Annotated in this window: 17 protein-coding genes; 4 read left to right on the top strand and 13 right to left on the bottom strand. The window is 40.6% G+C overall.

The window, feature by feature from the left end; translation table 11 throughout:
- Positions 1 to 32 precede the first annotated feature (32 nt).
- The 3 genes from recX to FV185_RS01565 form a co-directional block, all read right to left on the bottom strand.
- Positions 33 to 470 (bottom strand): recombination regulator RecX, encoded by a 438-nt coding sequence (gene recX / locus FV185_RS01575; RefSeq protein WP_197457707.1) that lies wholly within the window; start codon positions 468 to 470, stop codon positions 33 to 35.
- Between the two features lie 6 nt (positions 471 to 476).
- Positions 477 to 1,499 carry a recombinase RecA gene (recA, locus tag FV185_RS01570; protein ID WP_067492909.1) on the bottom strand — a complete coding sequence of 341 codons (1,023 nt, stop codon included), beginning with the start codon at positions 1,497 to 1,499 and terminating at the stop codon, positions 477 to 479.
- A 266-nt stretch (positions 1,500 to 1,765) separates the two neighbouring features.
- The gene (locus tag FV185_RS01565; RefSeq protein WP_067492907.1) at positions 1,766 to 3,097 is read right to left on the bottom strand and encodes an MFS transporter; all 1,332 of its coding nucleotides are present in this window, start codon (positions 3,095 to 3,097) and stop codon (positions 1,766 to 1,768) included.
- Between the two features lie 226 nt (positions 3,098 to 3,323).
- On the opposite strand from FV185_RS01565, the gene FV185_RS01560 reads away from it, so the two are divergent.
- Genes FV185_RS01560 through FV185_RS01545 form a run of 4 tightly spaced genes read left to right on the top strand, consistent with a single transcriptional unit; the run spans position 3,324 to position 7,512 of the window.
- On the top strand, positions 3,324 to 4,460 hold the full coding sequence (locus FV185_RS01560) for an ABC transporter permease (RefSeq protein ID WP_067492904.1): 1,137 nt from the start codon (positions 3,324 to 3,326) through the stop codon (positions 4,458 to 4,460).
- A gap of 2 nt (positions 4,461 to 4,462) precedes the next feature.
- On the top strand, positions 4,463 to 5,170 hold the full coding sequence (locus FV185_RS01555; protein ID WP_067492903.1) for an ABC transporter ATP-binding protein: 708 nt from the start codon (positions 4,463 to 4,465) through the stop codon (positions 5,168 to 5,170).
- A complete protein-coding gene (locus FV185_RS01550; RefSeq protein WP_067492901.1) occupies positions 5,160 to 6,119 on the top strand; it encodes an efflux RND transporter periplasmic adaptor subunit in 960 nt (319 codons plus the stop codon). The genes FV185_RS01555 and FV185_RS01550 overlap by 11 nt, the downstream gene beginning before the upstream one ends.
- Positions 6,091 to 7,512 (top strand): efflux transporter outer membrane subunit, encoded by a 1,422-nt coding sequence (locus FV185_RS01545; protein ID WP_067492899.1) that lies wholly within the window; start codon positions 6,091 to 6,093, stop codon positions 7,510 to 7,512. The genes FV185_RS01550 and FV185_RS01545 overlap by 29 nt, the downstream gene beginning before the upstream one ends.
- On the opposite strand, the gene FV185_RS01540 is transcribed toward FV185_RS01545, so the two are convergent.
- From FV185_RS01540 to pmbA, 10 genes are read right to left on the bottom strand one after another with little or no spacing between them, the layout of a single operon-like run.
- The gene (locus FV185_RS01540; RefSeq protein WP_067492897.1) at positions 7,493 to 7,981 is read right to left on the bottom strand and encodes a CinA family protein; all 489 of its coding nucleotides are present in this window, start codon (positions 7,979 to 7,981) and stop codon (positions 7,493 to 7,495) included. The genes FV185_RS01545 and FV185_RS01540 overlap by 20 nt on opposite strands.
- On the bottom strand, positions 7,971 to 8,456 hold the full coding sequence (locus FV185_RS01535) for a phosphatidylglycerophosphatase A family protein (RefSeq protein ID WP_067492895.1): 486 nt from the start codon (positions 8,454 to 8,456) through the stop codon (positions 7,971 to 7,973). Before FV185_RS01535 ends, FV185_RS01540 begins: the two co-directional genes overlap by 11 nt.
- Positions 8,453 to 9,424, bottom strand: coding sequence for a thiamine-phosphate kinase (gene thiL / locus FV185_RS01530; RefSeq protein WP_067492893.1), 972 nt, complete (start codon positions 9,422 to 9,424; stop codon positions 8,453 to 8,455). Before thiL ends, FV185_RS01535 begins: the two co-directional genes overlap by 4 nt.
- A gap of 10 nt (positions 9,425 to 9,434) precedes the next feature.
- Complete coding sequence (gene nusB / locus FV185_RS01525; RefSeq protein ID WP_197457706.1) at positions 9,435 to 9,866, bottom strand: transcription antitermination factor NusB; 432 nt, start codon at positions 9,864 to 9,866, stop codon at positions 9,435 to 9,437.
- Positions 9,863 to 10,357 carry a 6,7-dimethyl-8-ribityllumazine synthase gene (gene ribH, locus FV185_RS01520; RefSeq protein WP_067492889.1) on the bottom strand — a complete coding sequence of 165 codons (495 nt, stop codon included), beginning with the start codon at positions 10,355 to 10,357 and terminating at the stop codon, positions 9,863 to 9,865. The genes nusB and ribH overlap by 4 nt, the downstream gene beginning before the upstream one ends.
- Positions 10,338 to 11,462, bottom strand: coding sequence for a bifunctional 3,4-dihydroxy-2-butanone-4-phosphate synthase/GTP cyclohydrolase II (gene ribBA / locus FV185_RS01515; RefSeq protein WP_067492887.1), 1,125 nt, complete (start codon positions 11,460 to 11,462; stop codon positions 10,338 to 10,340). The genes ribH and ribBA overlap by 20 nt, the downstream gene beginning before the upstream one ends.
- 28 nt (positions 11,463 to 11,490) lie before the next feature.
- Positions 11,491 to 12,093: a riboflavin synthase gene (locus tag FV185_RS01510; protein WP_067492885.1), complete on the bottom strand. Its 603-nt coding sequence runs from the start codon at positions 12,091 to 12,093 to the stop codon at positions 11,491 to 11,493.
- A gap of 2 nt (positions 12,094 to 12,095) precedes the next feature.
- Positions 12,096 to 13,223: a bifunctional diaminohydroxyphosphoribosylaminopyrimidine deaminase/5-amino-6-(5-phosphoribosylamino)uracil reductase RibD gene (gene ribD / locus FV185_RS01505; protein ID WP_197457705.1), complete on the bottom strand. Its 1,128-nt coding sequence runs from the start codon at positions 13,221 to 13,223 to the stop codon at positions 12,096 to 12,098.
- Complete coding sequence (gene nrdR / locus FV185_RS01500; RefSeq protein ID WP_067492882.1) at positions 13,213 to 13,656, bottom strand: transcriptional regulator NrdR; 444 nt, start codon at positions 13,654 to 13,656, stop codon at positions 13,213 to 13,215. The genes ribD and nrdR overlap by 11 nt, the downstream gene beginning before the upstream one ends.
- A 14-nt stretch (positions 13,657 to 13,670) precedes the next feature.
- Positions 13,671 to 15,014 carry a metalloprotease PmbA gene (pmbA, locus tag FV185_RS01495; RefSeq protein WP_067494178.1) on the bottom strand — a complete coding sequence of 448 codons (1,344 nt, stop codon included), beginning with the start codon at positions 15,012 to 15,014 and terminating at the stop codon, positions 13,671 to 13,673.
- Between the last annotated feature and the right edge of the window lie 18 nt (positions 15,015 to 15,032).

Here is a 15,032-nt window from a genome sequence, read left to right as displayed (position 1 = left end):
CCTGAAAAACCACAGAAAAAGAATACGTTAGGCTAATCGTCACCACGCAACAGTGACTGAATAATCGCCATACTAAACCCACGGTTTTGTAGATAGCGTCCTTGCTTTGCTCTTTCGGCAGCGTTACTAGGAAGGCTTTGAAAACGTTTAGCCCACACTGCTTTTGCCTGAGACAGTTCGTCATCTTTTACATCAACTAAAACCTGTTGAATAATCTCGTCAGGAATACCATGCATAAGTAAATCCTGTTTGATGCGTAACGCACCATGCTTACCTTGACGTGCTCTGACAATTGCTTCTGCTGTTCTGAGATCAGACTGTAACCCCTCTTGCTCTAGCGTATCGAGAAGTTGGTGAATTTCATCGGGAGAGACTGCTAATGGTGAGAGTTTTTTAAATAACTCACGCCGAGAGTGCTCCCGGCGTGATAAATAACTGATAGCTTTTTGTCTTAAAGAGATATCTGCCACAATAGGTTAATCATCAGCAGAGGGAACAGCAACAGCCATCTTGATACCACTGGATTCACGAATTTTACTTTCAATCTCTTTAGCAATTTCGGGATGCTCTTTTAAGTATTCACGAGCATTGTCTTTACCTTGCCCGATTTTCTCTCCTTGATAGGAGTACCAAGCACCGGCTTTTTCTACAATTTTACCTAGAACGCCAAGCTCAATAATTTCACCTTCACGAGAAATACCTTCACCATACATAATATCAAAATCAGCAACCTTGAAAGGAGGGGAAACTTTGTTTTTAACAACTTTCACACGTGTTTCACTACCTACCACTTCATCCCCTCGTTTAATTGAACCAACGCGACGAATATCAAGACGTACTGAGGCATAAAACTTGAGCGCATTCCCACCTGTGGTGGTCTCAGGATTACCAAACATGACACCAATCTTTAAGCGAATTTGGTTAATGAATACCACTAAACAATTAGAACGTTTAATGTTACCTGTTAATTTTCTTAAGGCCTGTGACATGAGTCTTGCATGAAGGCCCACGTGTGAATCACCCATCTCCCCTTCGATCTCAGCACGAGGTGTTAATGCGGCCACAGAATCCACAACGACAATGTCAACTGATCCAGAACGCACTAACATATCGGCAATTTCAAGAGCTTGCTCACCTGTATCGGGTTGTGAAATAAGTAAATCAGTAACATTGACCCCTAATTTTTGTGCATATACCGGATCCAATGCATGCTCCGCGTCAATAAATGCGGCAATCCCACCTTTTTTTTGCATCTCAGCGATTACTTGTAGCGTTAAGGTAGTTTTACCTGAGGATTCAGGGCCATAAATTTCTACAATTCTACCGCGCGGTAATCCACCTACTCCTAAGGCCAAATCTAAACCTAATGAGCCTGTGGAAATCACCTCAAAATCACGCTCTATCTCAGTTTCTCCGAGACGCATAACAGCGCCTTTACCAAATTGCTTTTCAATTTGCGAAAGTGCCGCCGACAAGGCTTTACTTTTATTGTCATCCATAATCATGTTTCCTGAAATATCATTTGCATTAAAGGCGCCACTGATGCCATAAAACGCTAGCTGTGACGGACTTAGCCCGAGCTGACCAAGTACTGTAATTATATCCAGTTATTTTGCTTTTGCAATACCTAGTTAAAGTTAGCTTGCCGTTTGAGAATATATACGAACTGGAAGAGATATGAGCGACGAAAAAAAAGAATTTTTTAATTATTTAACCAAACATCCTAACCCCTTCCAGGTAAAGAGAAGGGGTTAGTGCATTCCCTTTAGTCGTGTTTTTCCAATTTATGATTAAGTATGAGTGCTAACAAGGTCGTTACTGCACCTGACAACAAATATAGCCCAACATAGGCAAGACCATAGTGACTGGTAAGCCACAATACAATCAAAGGAGCAAAAGCAGCACCTAATAGCCAAGATAAGTCAGCGCTTAAGGCTGCCCCCATATAGCGATAAATAGAGGGGAAATTACTTGCCGTAGCACCGGATGCTTGACCATAAGATAAACCAACCAAAATAAAACCTACAAAAATGTAGAGGTTTTGTCCCAGTTGTCCACCACCAATTAGTAAAGGTGTCGTAACACTAAAGATACCAATTAATACCGCTACTCCAGCTAAGGTGTGGCGACGGCCAAACTGATCAGCGATGACTCCCGATGCGATCATACCTAAAGCAGCAAATCCCGCCCCCGCCATTTGAATCAATAGAAAGTCGTTGATTGAGCGATCAGTATTTAACACAATCCAAGATAATGGAAAAACAGTAACCACATGAAATAAGGCATAACTTGCCAAGGCAGCTAAAGCACCCAGTAAAATATTTCTTTTTTGACTAATTAACAATTGTGAGAACTGGGGTGGTGGTATTAACGCATTCTCATCAAGTAAACGGGTATATTTTGCTGAGGTAACTAATCTAAAACGTAAAAATAGAGCCATCATATTTAATACGAAGGCAACAAAGAAAGGATAGCGCCAACCCCATTCTAGAAAGTCTTGCGCAGACAATTGCGAATGAAAATACCAAAAAGCGCCTGTGGCAATAGCAAACCCTAAAGGAGATCCTAGCTGTCCTAACATGGCATACCATCCACGCTTTTTAGTTGGCGCATTCAAAGCGAGCAAAGAAGGAAAACCGTCCCATGACCCACCCACAGCCACACCTTGGCCAATTCTTAAGATTGCCAACAAAACAATTGCCATTGGCCCTAAAAACGAATAACTAGGTACAAAAGCCATTCCAGCAGTAGAAAAACCTAATAAAAATAACGCTACTATTAACTTAGTAGTTCTATTTGAACGCTTCTGAACATACATTAAGAGACTGGTACCAAGAGGCCTTGCTATAAAAGCTAATGAAAACATTGCAAAAGAAGCCAATGTGCCATCTAACGCGGAAAGAAATGGAAAAAATAAAGCAGGAAAAACCAATACCGATGCAATGGCATAAACAAAAAAGTCAAAATGCTCAGAGCAACGCCCCATAAATACTGCCGCTGACACTTCCCCTAAATCAATGCGTTGACTATTATGATCAGCACGCTCACGAGAGGACAATCCTGCCAAATTTAATTGATTTAAATCACCTGAAACCATAGTTCTCTCCTCCAAAACTCATTATTTTTATATTGTTATGTGCCTGTTTTTTTAACTAGGCTTAAGTTCAGTCTAACAGAAAACATCCGAATTATTGTGAATTGCTCAAATAAATCAATAAGTACTTATTCTTAATCAAAAAAATTTCATTTAAAGAGACAATAACCAACATATATTAATCATTTACTTTAGTCAAAAACCATCACATAAACAAAGGCTTAAGCCTATGAACGGTCTTTACAAAATTGCGATCAAGTTACTAATTAATGATCGGGGAAAGTTCTTGGCTGTATTAATTGGTATTACTTTCTCCATATTTCTTATCATCATGATGACATCTATGTTTTCAGGTATTCTCAATCGTGCCTCTTCTTCAGTGAACAATATCGGCGCTAAAATTTGGGTATTAGATCCTGCTGTAACCAATATTGTTAGCAGTATTCCTTTACCTGATTACGTATTAAATTACGCTAAAAGTGCACGAGGAGTGAAGTTTGCTTCACCGCTTTTCTTTAGTACTGCCCTTGCGAAACTTAAAGATGGACTCTATCAGCCGATTTCTATTATTGGCATTGATGATAAAACTCTTTTTGGTCGCCCACCTCTAATTACAGGGAATATTCAAGATATCTTTGCAGAAAATGGTTTTATTATTGTCAAGGACTCTGACTATGAAAAATTACACAGCCCAACGATTGGCGATGAATTTGAGGTCAATGATTTTCGTGCAAAAATTGTAGGTATCGCAAAGCTCCCCTATTCAGGTATTTTTGGTATCCCCACTCTTTACACTACCTATCAGCGTGCTATCACTTACCTTCCTACCGGACGATTCACCATCTCTTATATTTTAATTGAACCGCAACGTGACAGAGACCTTGAACATATAAAAAATGACATCAAGAAAATTGGATACGAAGCTCTTACTAGGGAGGAATTCACCAACAAAATCGCAGATTTTTATAAATATAAAACTGGACTTGGTATTAACGTATTACTAATGACCGTTATTAGTTTCATAGTCGGGTTATCTATTTCAGGACAAACTTTTTATAGTTTCATATATGAAAATCTAGAAAAGTTTGGTGCTTTAAAAGCAATTGGTGCTAAGGGTAACGAGCTAATTAAAATGATTTTAATTCAAAGCGTATTTACCTCCTTACTAGGCTATGGCATGGGGGTTGGTCTTGCTTCATTGGTCATTCTTTTAGCGCGCGCGCGAGTCGCCAATTACGCAGCCCAAATTACTCTTGATAACCTATTATTGGCATTAGGATTAGTCATCATAATCGCAGCTATATCAAGTTATATTGGCATAAGAAAAGTACTGACTATTCAACCTTTTGATATTTTCAGAAACTAGCCATGAATGATCAAGCAGCTGCTGTTGAAGTGTCTCATATTAATAAATGGTTTGGTGAAAGTAGTAACAAAACCTATGCCGTTCGCGATACCAGTTTTATTGCGAAAAAAGGAGAAATACTATTTATCGTAGGGCCATCGGGCAGCGGCAAAACAACTCTCTTAAGCATTATTTCTGGCATATTGCGACCTGATAATGGCAAAGTAGTTATTGATGGCAAGGACATCTGGGCTCTCAATGAAGACCAATTAGCTGAATTTAGATTAAATAAAATAGGTTTTGTTTTTCAAGATTATCATTTGTTCCACCGTTTGAGCACACTAGAAAATGTAGCAATCCCTCTAATACTTCAACACTTACCTTGGCATACAGCACTAACTCAAGCGCGTCAGTATTTAGATGTAGTGGGATTAACCGGCAAAGAACATCTTCCACCACGCCAATTAAGCGGAGGAGAACAACAACGGGTTGCTATAGCGAGGGCCATTGTCTCTCAGCCTGATTTACTTATACTAGACGAACCCACAGCCTCCCTTGATGGCGAAACAGGAAGAAAAATAGTAGGCTTTATCAAAGAAAAAATATTAACTCGCCAACGAGCTATTATCATAGTCACTCATGATGCACGCATCATAGAATATGCAGACAAAATTATGCATATGGAAGACGGAAAAAACATAGGGATAGAAAGGGTAGAACATGCTCAATAGAGCCATTATTATCTTAGCCATTATCGGTATTTTCACAGGACTCGGTGCAGCCTATTTAATGAGTATTAAGAATACTCCGCTTCCTCCTGCATACCCCCCTGTTGCCAATCCTTTTCATGATGGTATATACGCCAACGGCATTATTGAAACAGCTCAGCATAGTGGTGAGAATATTAATATCTATCCTGAAGTTTCTGCAACCATTACTCGTATTCACGTTAAAGATGGTGATCACATTCAAAAAGGGACACCTCTCTTTGACCTAGAAGACTCTGTCCAACAAGCAAACTTGTTAAGTCAACAGGCGCAAATTAAAAGTGCTAAGGCTCAATATAAACTAGCCAATGACAGTTACTTAAAAGTATTACACACATGGCAACTTAATCATGACGCCATTAGCCAAGATAATGTAGACAATGCAAGAAACACAACCGATTTGGCCGCTGCTAATCTTGAAGTAGCAGAACAGCAATATCAAGCAACGCTTAATTTACTTAAAAAATATCACATCACCGCCCTGTCTGAGGGAATAGTACTCACAGTCAATGCTGCTGTAGGAGGGTTTGTCTCAACCCAAGGCGTATATGATTCCTATACCCAGCAATATCAACCTGTAATGGTACTGGGAAATAATATCCGGCAACTATCAGTAAGAAGTTTTATTGATGAAATTCTTATTGCTAAATTACCTTCTCCAGACACTCTTAAAGCCTATATGTATATACGAGGAACCAATTATAAAATTCCTTTAGAATTTAATCGCATACTGCCTTTAGTAACTCCTAAAATCGAATTGTCTAACCAACGAACAGAGCGCGTTGATGTAAGAGTGCTGCCTATAATTTTTAACTTTACTGTCCCCCAACATATCACTCTTTATCCAGGGCAATTAGTAGATGTCTATATAGGAGCCAGTACCGATGAAGCGACAAACACGCCACGGCTATAAAAGATATATACTGTTCATATGTGTATTACTTAGCTTGTTTGCTTGCGCTGTTGGACCCGATTTTACTGCTCCCACACAAAACAATGTAACCCTTAACCATAACCCCGATTTATTCAAAATAGAGCAACAGCCTGACACATATTGGTGGAAAGCCTTTAATAATCAAGAAATAAATCAGTTAGTCGAGACATACGGAACAAATAATTTTTCTGTTGGCATCGCCAATAAAACCCTTGAAGCTAGTCAATATGCTCTTCAAGCTGGGAAGGGAGTTTTTTATCCTCAAGTTACTTTAAACACCAGTACTGCAAAACAAAACTATTTTCTGGCACCGATTGGCAACTTATCCAATCAATCTATTTATACCATTAGTACGCTTACCGCAACAGTTAGTTACGCACTTGATTTATTCGGTATGAATCGTCGTATTAACGAAGGATTAACAGCACAAGTGGCTACCGACGAGGCATTAAAAAAAGGGGTTCAACTCACTTTAATTGGTCATATGATCAATACGGCGCTGACTATCGCAGCTTATCAAGATGAACTAAAACTGATTGATGAGAATAAAAACATATTAATTTCAATACACTCTTTATACCAACAACAGTTTGACTCTGGACTAATTAGCTACGATGCAGTCAATACAGCACAACTCCAAATTAATCGTCTTAATAGTACACGTAATCTGTTAGAGACAAACCTTCATTATGCAAAACATCTATTAAATGCGTTGTGCTCTCTTCCACCAGATAAAAAGACAACTATTCATTTTAGTATCCATGATATTTCTTTACCTCCCACTTTACCACTTAGTATCTCTTCAGTATGGATGAAGCAACGACCTGATATTGAAGCAGCATTGGCTCAACTTCATCTAGCAAGCGCTAATGTGGGGGTTGCAAGAGCAGCTCAGTTTCCTAATATCACTCTTTCTGCCAGTATGGGACGTGCTAATACATCTTACAGTCAACTGTTATCAAGCAACAATCCAATTTGGGGGATAAGCACCAACCTATCCCAGTCGTTATTGAGTGGAGGGACTCTAGCAGCTAACCACCAAAGAGCTATCACCTTATTTGAACAAAGCGCCCTTAATTATCAACAAACTGTTATTAATGCCTTTAAAGAAGTTAGCGATGTGATGAGTGCCATAAACGAGGATCGAGTTGAGCTTAATAACCAAACACAATTACTGTTACTACAAAAAAATAGTGTTAACTTAATTCAAGCCAATTATTATTCCGGTAGAGTGAACGGTATTCAATACTTGTCTACTCTATCTAATGTTAAACAAACAGAAATCGATTGGTTGAATGCAAAAGTAAACTCATTACAAAATACTACTTTATGGTATTTGGCGTTAGGATCAACTAATTATCCAGCCTACTAATTAAACCTTGAAGCGCATAACGAGCTGTGGCATGACGAACCTGTTGACGGTTTCCATCAAAATGATAAGTTTGTGCTTCAGAAAATTGATGGCGAGTTTGCCAAGCAATACACACTGTGCCAACAGGTTTTTGTTCAGTACCTCCCGTGGGTCCAGCTATCCCACTCACAGCAATAGCCCAGTTGGCTTTGCTGTGAAATAAAGCTCCCTCAGTCATGGCTTTGACTACCTCTTCACTGACTGCACCATAGTGAGTAATTAATTCATGAGACACACCCAACAACTCCTCTTTACTGGCGTTACTATAAGTTATAAAACCACGGTCAAACCATTGAGCTGATCCTGCGATTTCTGTAATTAACGCGGCAATGGCACCACCTGTACAAGATTCTGCTGTGGTAAGTGATAAACCTTGATTAAGTAGTAACAACCCAACTTGCTGAGCTAACTCTACATCTCTAGAATCCAACTATCAATCCCTCTAATGAGTACCACACCGCTAGAGCAAAGAGCATGGCTACCAAATCATCTAACATAATCCCTAACCCACCTTTAATACGTTGATCTAACCAACAAATAGGATAAGGTTTCCAGATATCAAAAAGACGAAATAATAAGAAAGCCCATAACAACCCAATTCCTTGAGGTTTTATCCATAACAAAAGAATTAAGAAAGCAACAATCTCATCCCATACCACAGCACTTGGGTCATCAACACGTAATGCTTTGGCTGTGTAATCGCAAATGTAGACCCCTAACAATAAAAAAATCACGATCAAAAACCAATACAGAGAACTACCCAGTACTTGTAATAAAAAATAGAAAGGGAACGCAACTAACGTTCCAACGGTTCCTGGCCCCTTAGGAGAGAGCCCAGCCCCCAGCCCAAGAGATAAAAAATGACGCCAATCACTTAACCAGATCTGTTTCAAAGAAGGGCTCACAACGGCTCCTTAAAGTGATCATAGCCAGACCAGTAAGACACCTCATCTTTATCTGTAGATAAATGTAATAGTTCTCTTTGTTGGGGATTTGCAGTTACTCTACCGATACATGTTAAAGGTAAACATAATTTTTCAGATAGCTGAATAATACTCTCTTGGTGACTCTGAGGAGCCGTAAAACACAACTCATAATCATCGCCGCCACTCAACACTGCATCCCACAAAGAAGGATTATTGCGGTGATTTAGCAATGCTTGAGATAATGGAATCGATTTAATATCGACTACTGCACCCACTTGAGAGGCGACCAAAATATGGTTTAAATCCGCCAAGAGCCCATCTGAAATATCAATTGCACTGTGTGCCAAAGCCAGGAGTTCTTCACCTAATTTAACACGTGGAGTGGGGTTTTCAAGACGATAACGACAGTATTGTTGCGCTTCAGGATCAAGTTCAACATCACAATTTAAGTAAGCCAAACCCCAGGCTGCATCGCCGATTGTTCCAGATACCCATATTTCGTCTCCCACCTGGGCGCCAGATCTCGTTAATGCTCTACCTTGGGGAACTTCACCCATGACTGTCACAGCAATATTCAACGGACCACGAGTGGTGTCCCCCCCCACCCAATCCACATCATACTCTGACAATGCAGTATAAAATCCATAAGAAAAAGCATTCAGCCACGTATCATCTATATCGGATAAAGTTAACCCTAAAGTGACCCAACGTGGTGTTGCTCCCATTGCAGCCATATCTGATAAGTTAACTGCAGCAGCTTTTCTTCCTAAAAAAAGTGCATCTATATCTAAGAAAAAATGGACTCCTGCAACTAATATATCAGTGGATACTGCCAATTGATATCCCGAGCGAACCTTCATTAAGGCTGCATCGTCTCCAACTCCAAGATCAGTATGCTGGTTTAAACGACGGCAATAACGTTGTATAAAATCAAACTCTGAGGCCACTCAACATCCCCTAACCCTTTATCAGTTTCACTTCCTTAGGACGTACATCTAAAGCCATTTTATCAATTACACCATTAATGTATTTATGACCATCGGTAGCACCAAACGACTTTGCTATTTCAACTGCTTCATTAATAATGACACGAAAGGGGGTATCAAGAGAGTGGCGTAGTTCGTAGGCTGCCAACCAAAGAATAGACTTTTCAATCGGACTTACACTATCTAAATCACGATCAAGATAGGGGGCTACAAAAACATTCAACTCCTCTATTGCATCATGAATGCCTTGTAAATAACTTTTCATCAAAGGCATATCAGCTCGTGCCATATGGTTTTGTGACAGAATATGCTGGCTAATATGCGCCATGGTATCCCCAGTCATCTGCCATGAATACAAACCCTGTACCACTCCTTCACGTGCTAATCGTCTTGCTGATTTCACAATTCACCCATTCTAATTTCTGCTAAAAGTCGAGCCATTTCTATTGCTGCCAGAGCACAATCTAATCCTTTTTGCTCTACTCTTGCAAAAGCTTGTGCATCATTTTCCGTTGTTAAAATACCATTAGCCACAGGAACACCTGTTTCTAACTGTACAGCAGTAATTCCAGCCGCACTTTCATTAGCAACAATCTCAAAATGATACGTTTCTCCTCGCACCACTGAACCTAACGCAATTAATGCATCAAAACGCTTGGTTAATGCTAAGGATTTGAGGGCTAACGGAATCTCAAGTGCACCTGGAACACGTATCACGGGGATATCTTGCTCTAACACACCATGGTCAATTAATGCTTTGCCGGTGGAGGCCAACAAATGTTCGCCAATGGCTTCATTGAAACGTGAAATAACAATAGCAATACGTAACCCTTTACCGTTACTCGAAATATCAGCCATGCTGGTATTTCTGGGACTATTCGTTTGGTGCGACATACCCTACAACCTCCAATCCAAATCCTGCCATACTGGGGATTTTTCGTAAGCGAGATAATACTCTCATTTTCTGAACACCCAGATCTCTTAAAATCTGCGCCCCTACTCCATACAACCTTGAATCCCATTTTCTAGGAGGTAACTCTTGATTAGGACTTGCCCAAGCAATTAAATCTTCAGCACTTTCTTCACCTTGCAATAATACCAACACACCACACTTTGCTTCAGTTATGCGACGCAAGGCACTTTGAATTCCGAAAGAATGTTGATAAGCACGTTCATCAAAGATATCCACCAAAAAAAACGGCTCGTGAACTCTCACAAGAGTTTCTTGCTCGGCGTCAATAGTGCCATGAACCAATGCCAAATGAGTTCGATTAGCAATCGCATCATAATATGCTGCAACCTTAAATGTACCATAAGGAGTAACCAATTCGCGTTCTGCTGCTCTCTCCACCAAACGTTCATTTTGACTACGATAGTGAATTAAGTCAGCAATAGTACCAACTTTTAATTGATGCTGTTGTGCAAACTCAATCAAGTCAGGTAATCTGGCCATCTCACCATCATCTTTCAATATTTCACAAATCACAGCACTTGGCTCAAGACCAGCAAGCTGAGACAAATCACATCCAGCCTCAGTGTGACCAGCACGAATTAATACTCCTCCACGACGTGCCATTAAAGGAAAAATATGTCCTGGCTGAACCAAATCTTCCGGACGAGCAAAACGCGCAACAGCTGCTTTAATAGTTTGCGCTCGATCGGCAGCTGAAATTCCTGTAGTCACTCCCTTAGCCGCCTCAATAGACACAGTAAAATTAGTTGTCATACTTGATCTATTGTCTGAAACCATTAGCGGAAGATTTAATTGTCGACAGCGCTCTTGGGTTAGTGTTAAACAAATTAGCCCACGACCATAGCGAGCCATAAAGTTAATGGCTTCTGGGGTAACGTACTCTGCCGCCAAAACAAGATCACCTTCATTCTCGCGGTCTTCATCGTCCACCAATACCACCATTCGTCCCGCTCGAATTTCCTCAATAATTTCCGATGTAGGAGATAACCCTGGTAGAGTTGAGCGCGTAGCACTGCTGTTGATCATGACCTTTCCTAAAGAGCAAAAAGCTATTTTATCTTATTTCTCTATTACTCTCCCACATACGAGAGCGTTCAATGTAACGAGCAATCAAATCAATCTCTAAATTAACCTTACTGCCCACAGCTAATTCTTTAAAATTAGTTACTTCACGTGTATGAGGAATAATATTAATAGTAAAGTTATCTTGCTCAATACTGTTAACTGTCAACGAGATACCATTGACAGTAATAGATCCTTTTTTTGCGATGTACCGCGATAAATCTGAAGAAGCCTTAATCTCTAAGAACCAACTTTCTCCAATAGCATGGTAATGTATCACCTCACCTAAACCATCCACGTGTCCTGATACCAAATGACCCCCAAGACGATCAGCAAGCCTTAATGCTTTTTCTAAATTCACTACCTTGCCCAACTCAAGCCCTACCGTCACATCAAGAGTATGACGAGATACATCCATCAAAAAACCGTGTTCCAATAGCTTAACTACTGTTAAACAAACACCATTAACAGCGATCGAATCACCAATTGCGACGTCTGATAAATCCATTGTTGTATCAATACGTAGACGTAACCCCTGCTCTAATTGTTCTTGTTCTACTATTTTCCCTGTTGCTAAAATAATTCCAGTAAACATAATTATTTCCTATTTAACCACTTTATTGATGCAGGCGCTCTTAACATGACACGTATATCTTCAGCCATTTGTTTCACATCAACAACTGTAAAATCAACACGCTGTGAAAGATGAGCTAAAGGACCAAACTGGGCTACGCCAGCTCCGCCTGTTCCTAAAAAAGTGGGGGCGACATAACATATCCACTCATCTATCAAACCTGCTTCTAAAAAAACGCCGTTTAAGCGCTGCCCTGTCTCTAACAACACCTCGTTGATTTGGAGTGAATGCAGCACTTTTACCACCGATTCCATAGCTACTCGGCCATTTTCACCTGCTTCTAGACACAGTACTTTAACGCCTCGTTTTTCATATTGAGCTATACGCTCAATAACCGAACTCACAGTTAAAATGACAGCATGTCCATTATCATAAATATGGGCATCAGGATGGGTATCAAGTCGATTATCAATAACGATTCGTAATGGTTGACGAGAAGACTCAATTGAACGAACTGTCAAGCGCGGATTATCCGCCCTCACCGTTCCCGCTCCCGTTAACATGGCGCAACTTCGTGCACGCCAACTGTGGCCATCCCTGCGTGCAGTATCATGAGTAATCCACTGACTTTCTCCTGAAGACAGAGCTGTTACCGCATCCATACTCATGGCTACTTTAGCTCTTATCCAAGGGCGTTGACGCTCCATACGGGAAATAAACCCTATATTTAATTCTCGTGCTTTGTCTTCTTCAACGCCGACACACACTGCAATGCCATGCTCTTTTAATCTGGCGATCCCTTGACCTGACACCAATGGGTTGGGATCTTGCATGGCAATGACTACCCGTTGAATACCCGCCTTAATGACACTATCAACACAGGGAGGGGTTCGGCCATAATGACTGCAGGGCTCAAGCGTTACATAGAGCGTTGCGCCACGTGTCAATTCGCGTGCTTGCTGTAGAGCAAATACTTCCGCGTGAGACTCCCCTGCACGCTCATGAAAACCTTCTCCCACTTTTTGTCCATTATTGACTACTACCGCTCCTACTCTAGGGTTTGGCATGGTAGTAAATAATCCTTTTTCAGCCAACGCTAGAGCTTGACGCATCCAAACTACATCTTCAGGGAAAACAATATTAGAGATCACGAATGACATCCCTAAAATCATCAACATCTTGGAAACTACGATATACAGACGCAAAACGAATATAGGCTACTTTATCAAGACGCCTTAATTCTTCCATCACCATTTCCCCAACCCGTAAAGATTGAATTTCCCGTTCGCCTTGAGCAAGTAATTTTTGATTAATTCGGTTGACGGCCTCATCAAGTAACTCAGCGGAGACAGGGCGCTTGTGCAATGCGCGCAAAAAACTCGAACGGATTTTATCAATTGAAAAATCCTCACGTTTACCATTTTGTTTGACAATTTGAGGATAGCGAACATCAGCCATTTCATAGGTCGTAAAACGCTTATTGCAACCAACACAACGACGTCTACGGCGTACACTGTCACCAGACTCATTCACTCGTGAGTCAATAACTTGCGAATCAAGCGTACCGCAGAATGGGCATTTCATACATTAATCCTTAGTTATTCACCAGCCACTGTCATGTTTTCAATTAGAATTGAACCAGTGATTTTTGATCCTCTAATTAATATATCGTTTCCTACTCCAATAATTTGCTTGAACATATCTTTAAGGTTACTGGCGATAGTAACCTCTTGTACCGGAAATTGTATTTGGCCATTTTCTACCCAAAAACCAGCGGCTCCTCGTGAATAATCTCCAGTTACGGAATTAACACCATGACCTAATAATTCAGTCACCCATAACCCCGTTCCCATTTGCTTAAGTAGATCCTCAAACGATCCGCCAAAAGGTTGGATAATCAAATTGTGACTTCCACCAGAATTGCCCGTTGTTTGCAAACCCAATTTACGTGCTGAGTAACTACTTAAAAAATAGCCTTGTAATACACCGTCTTTAACGACCTGACGACGAGTTGTTTGTACTCCCTCATCATCAAAAGAGGTACTGGCAAGTCCTTTTAAAATTAAAGGATCTTCAATAATTTGTATTTGTGGAGCAAACACTGCCTTATCAAGACTATTCAGTAAAAAAGAAGACTTCCGATATTGAGCCCCGCCGCTAACCGCACCCACAAAATGGCCTAACAAACCTGAAGCCAATGTGGCGTCAAATAAAACGGGCACCTTACAGGTTTTCACTCGTCTTGCATTCAACCGTCTAACAGTTCTTATCCCTGCTTCATGACCTACCTTTTCAGGACTATCCATATCTTTGGCATCGCGAGCTGTGGTGTACCAATAATCGCGTTGCATATTGCTATCAACCCCAGCAATAACCGAGCAGCTGATGCCATGACTCGAGCCACTAAAGCCACCTAGAAATCCTGCCGAGTTACCATAAACAAATTGGGATTCTTGCGTGTAGACTGTCGCACCTTCTGAGTTATGTATTTCCTTATCAACTTTTAGGGCTTCCTCTTCACAACGTTTAGCGAGAGTCACAGCCTCATCTACAGGTAAATTCCAAGGATGGTACAAATTTAAATCTGGAAATGGTGCCTTGGCAAATAAAGCTGCATCAGCAAGACCTGCGTACTCATCTGCGGCAGTATATTTTGCTATGGTAGTAGCTTTATTTACGGTATCTTTTAACGCACTTAGAGAGAGATCGGAAGTACTGGCATGTCCTTTCTTTTGACCAAAGTAAACAGTAACGCTTAAGTCTTTATCGCGATTGTACTCAATTGTCTCAACTTCTTTTAACCTTACTGTCACCGAATAGCCAAAACCTTCACTGACATCGGCCTCAGCCGCTGTCGCACCGTTGGCTTTCGCTTGCTTTAGTGCTTCCTCAACGAGCTCAGACAAATGCTCGGGGGTATTAGAAAAACTTTTATTATTCATCACAGAATCCATAGGACA

The sequence above is a fragment of the Ferrovum sp. PN-J185 genome (assembly GCF_001581925.1).
Lineage (GTDB): Bacteria > Pseudomonadota > Gammaproteobacteria > Burkholderiales > Ferrovaceae > PN-J185.
The sequence above is the reverse complement of the archived record's forward strand: the minus strand, read 5'-3'. Positions and strand labels throughout refer to the sequence as shown.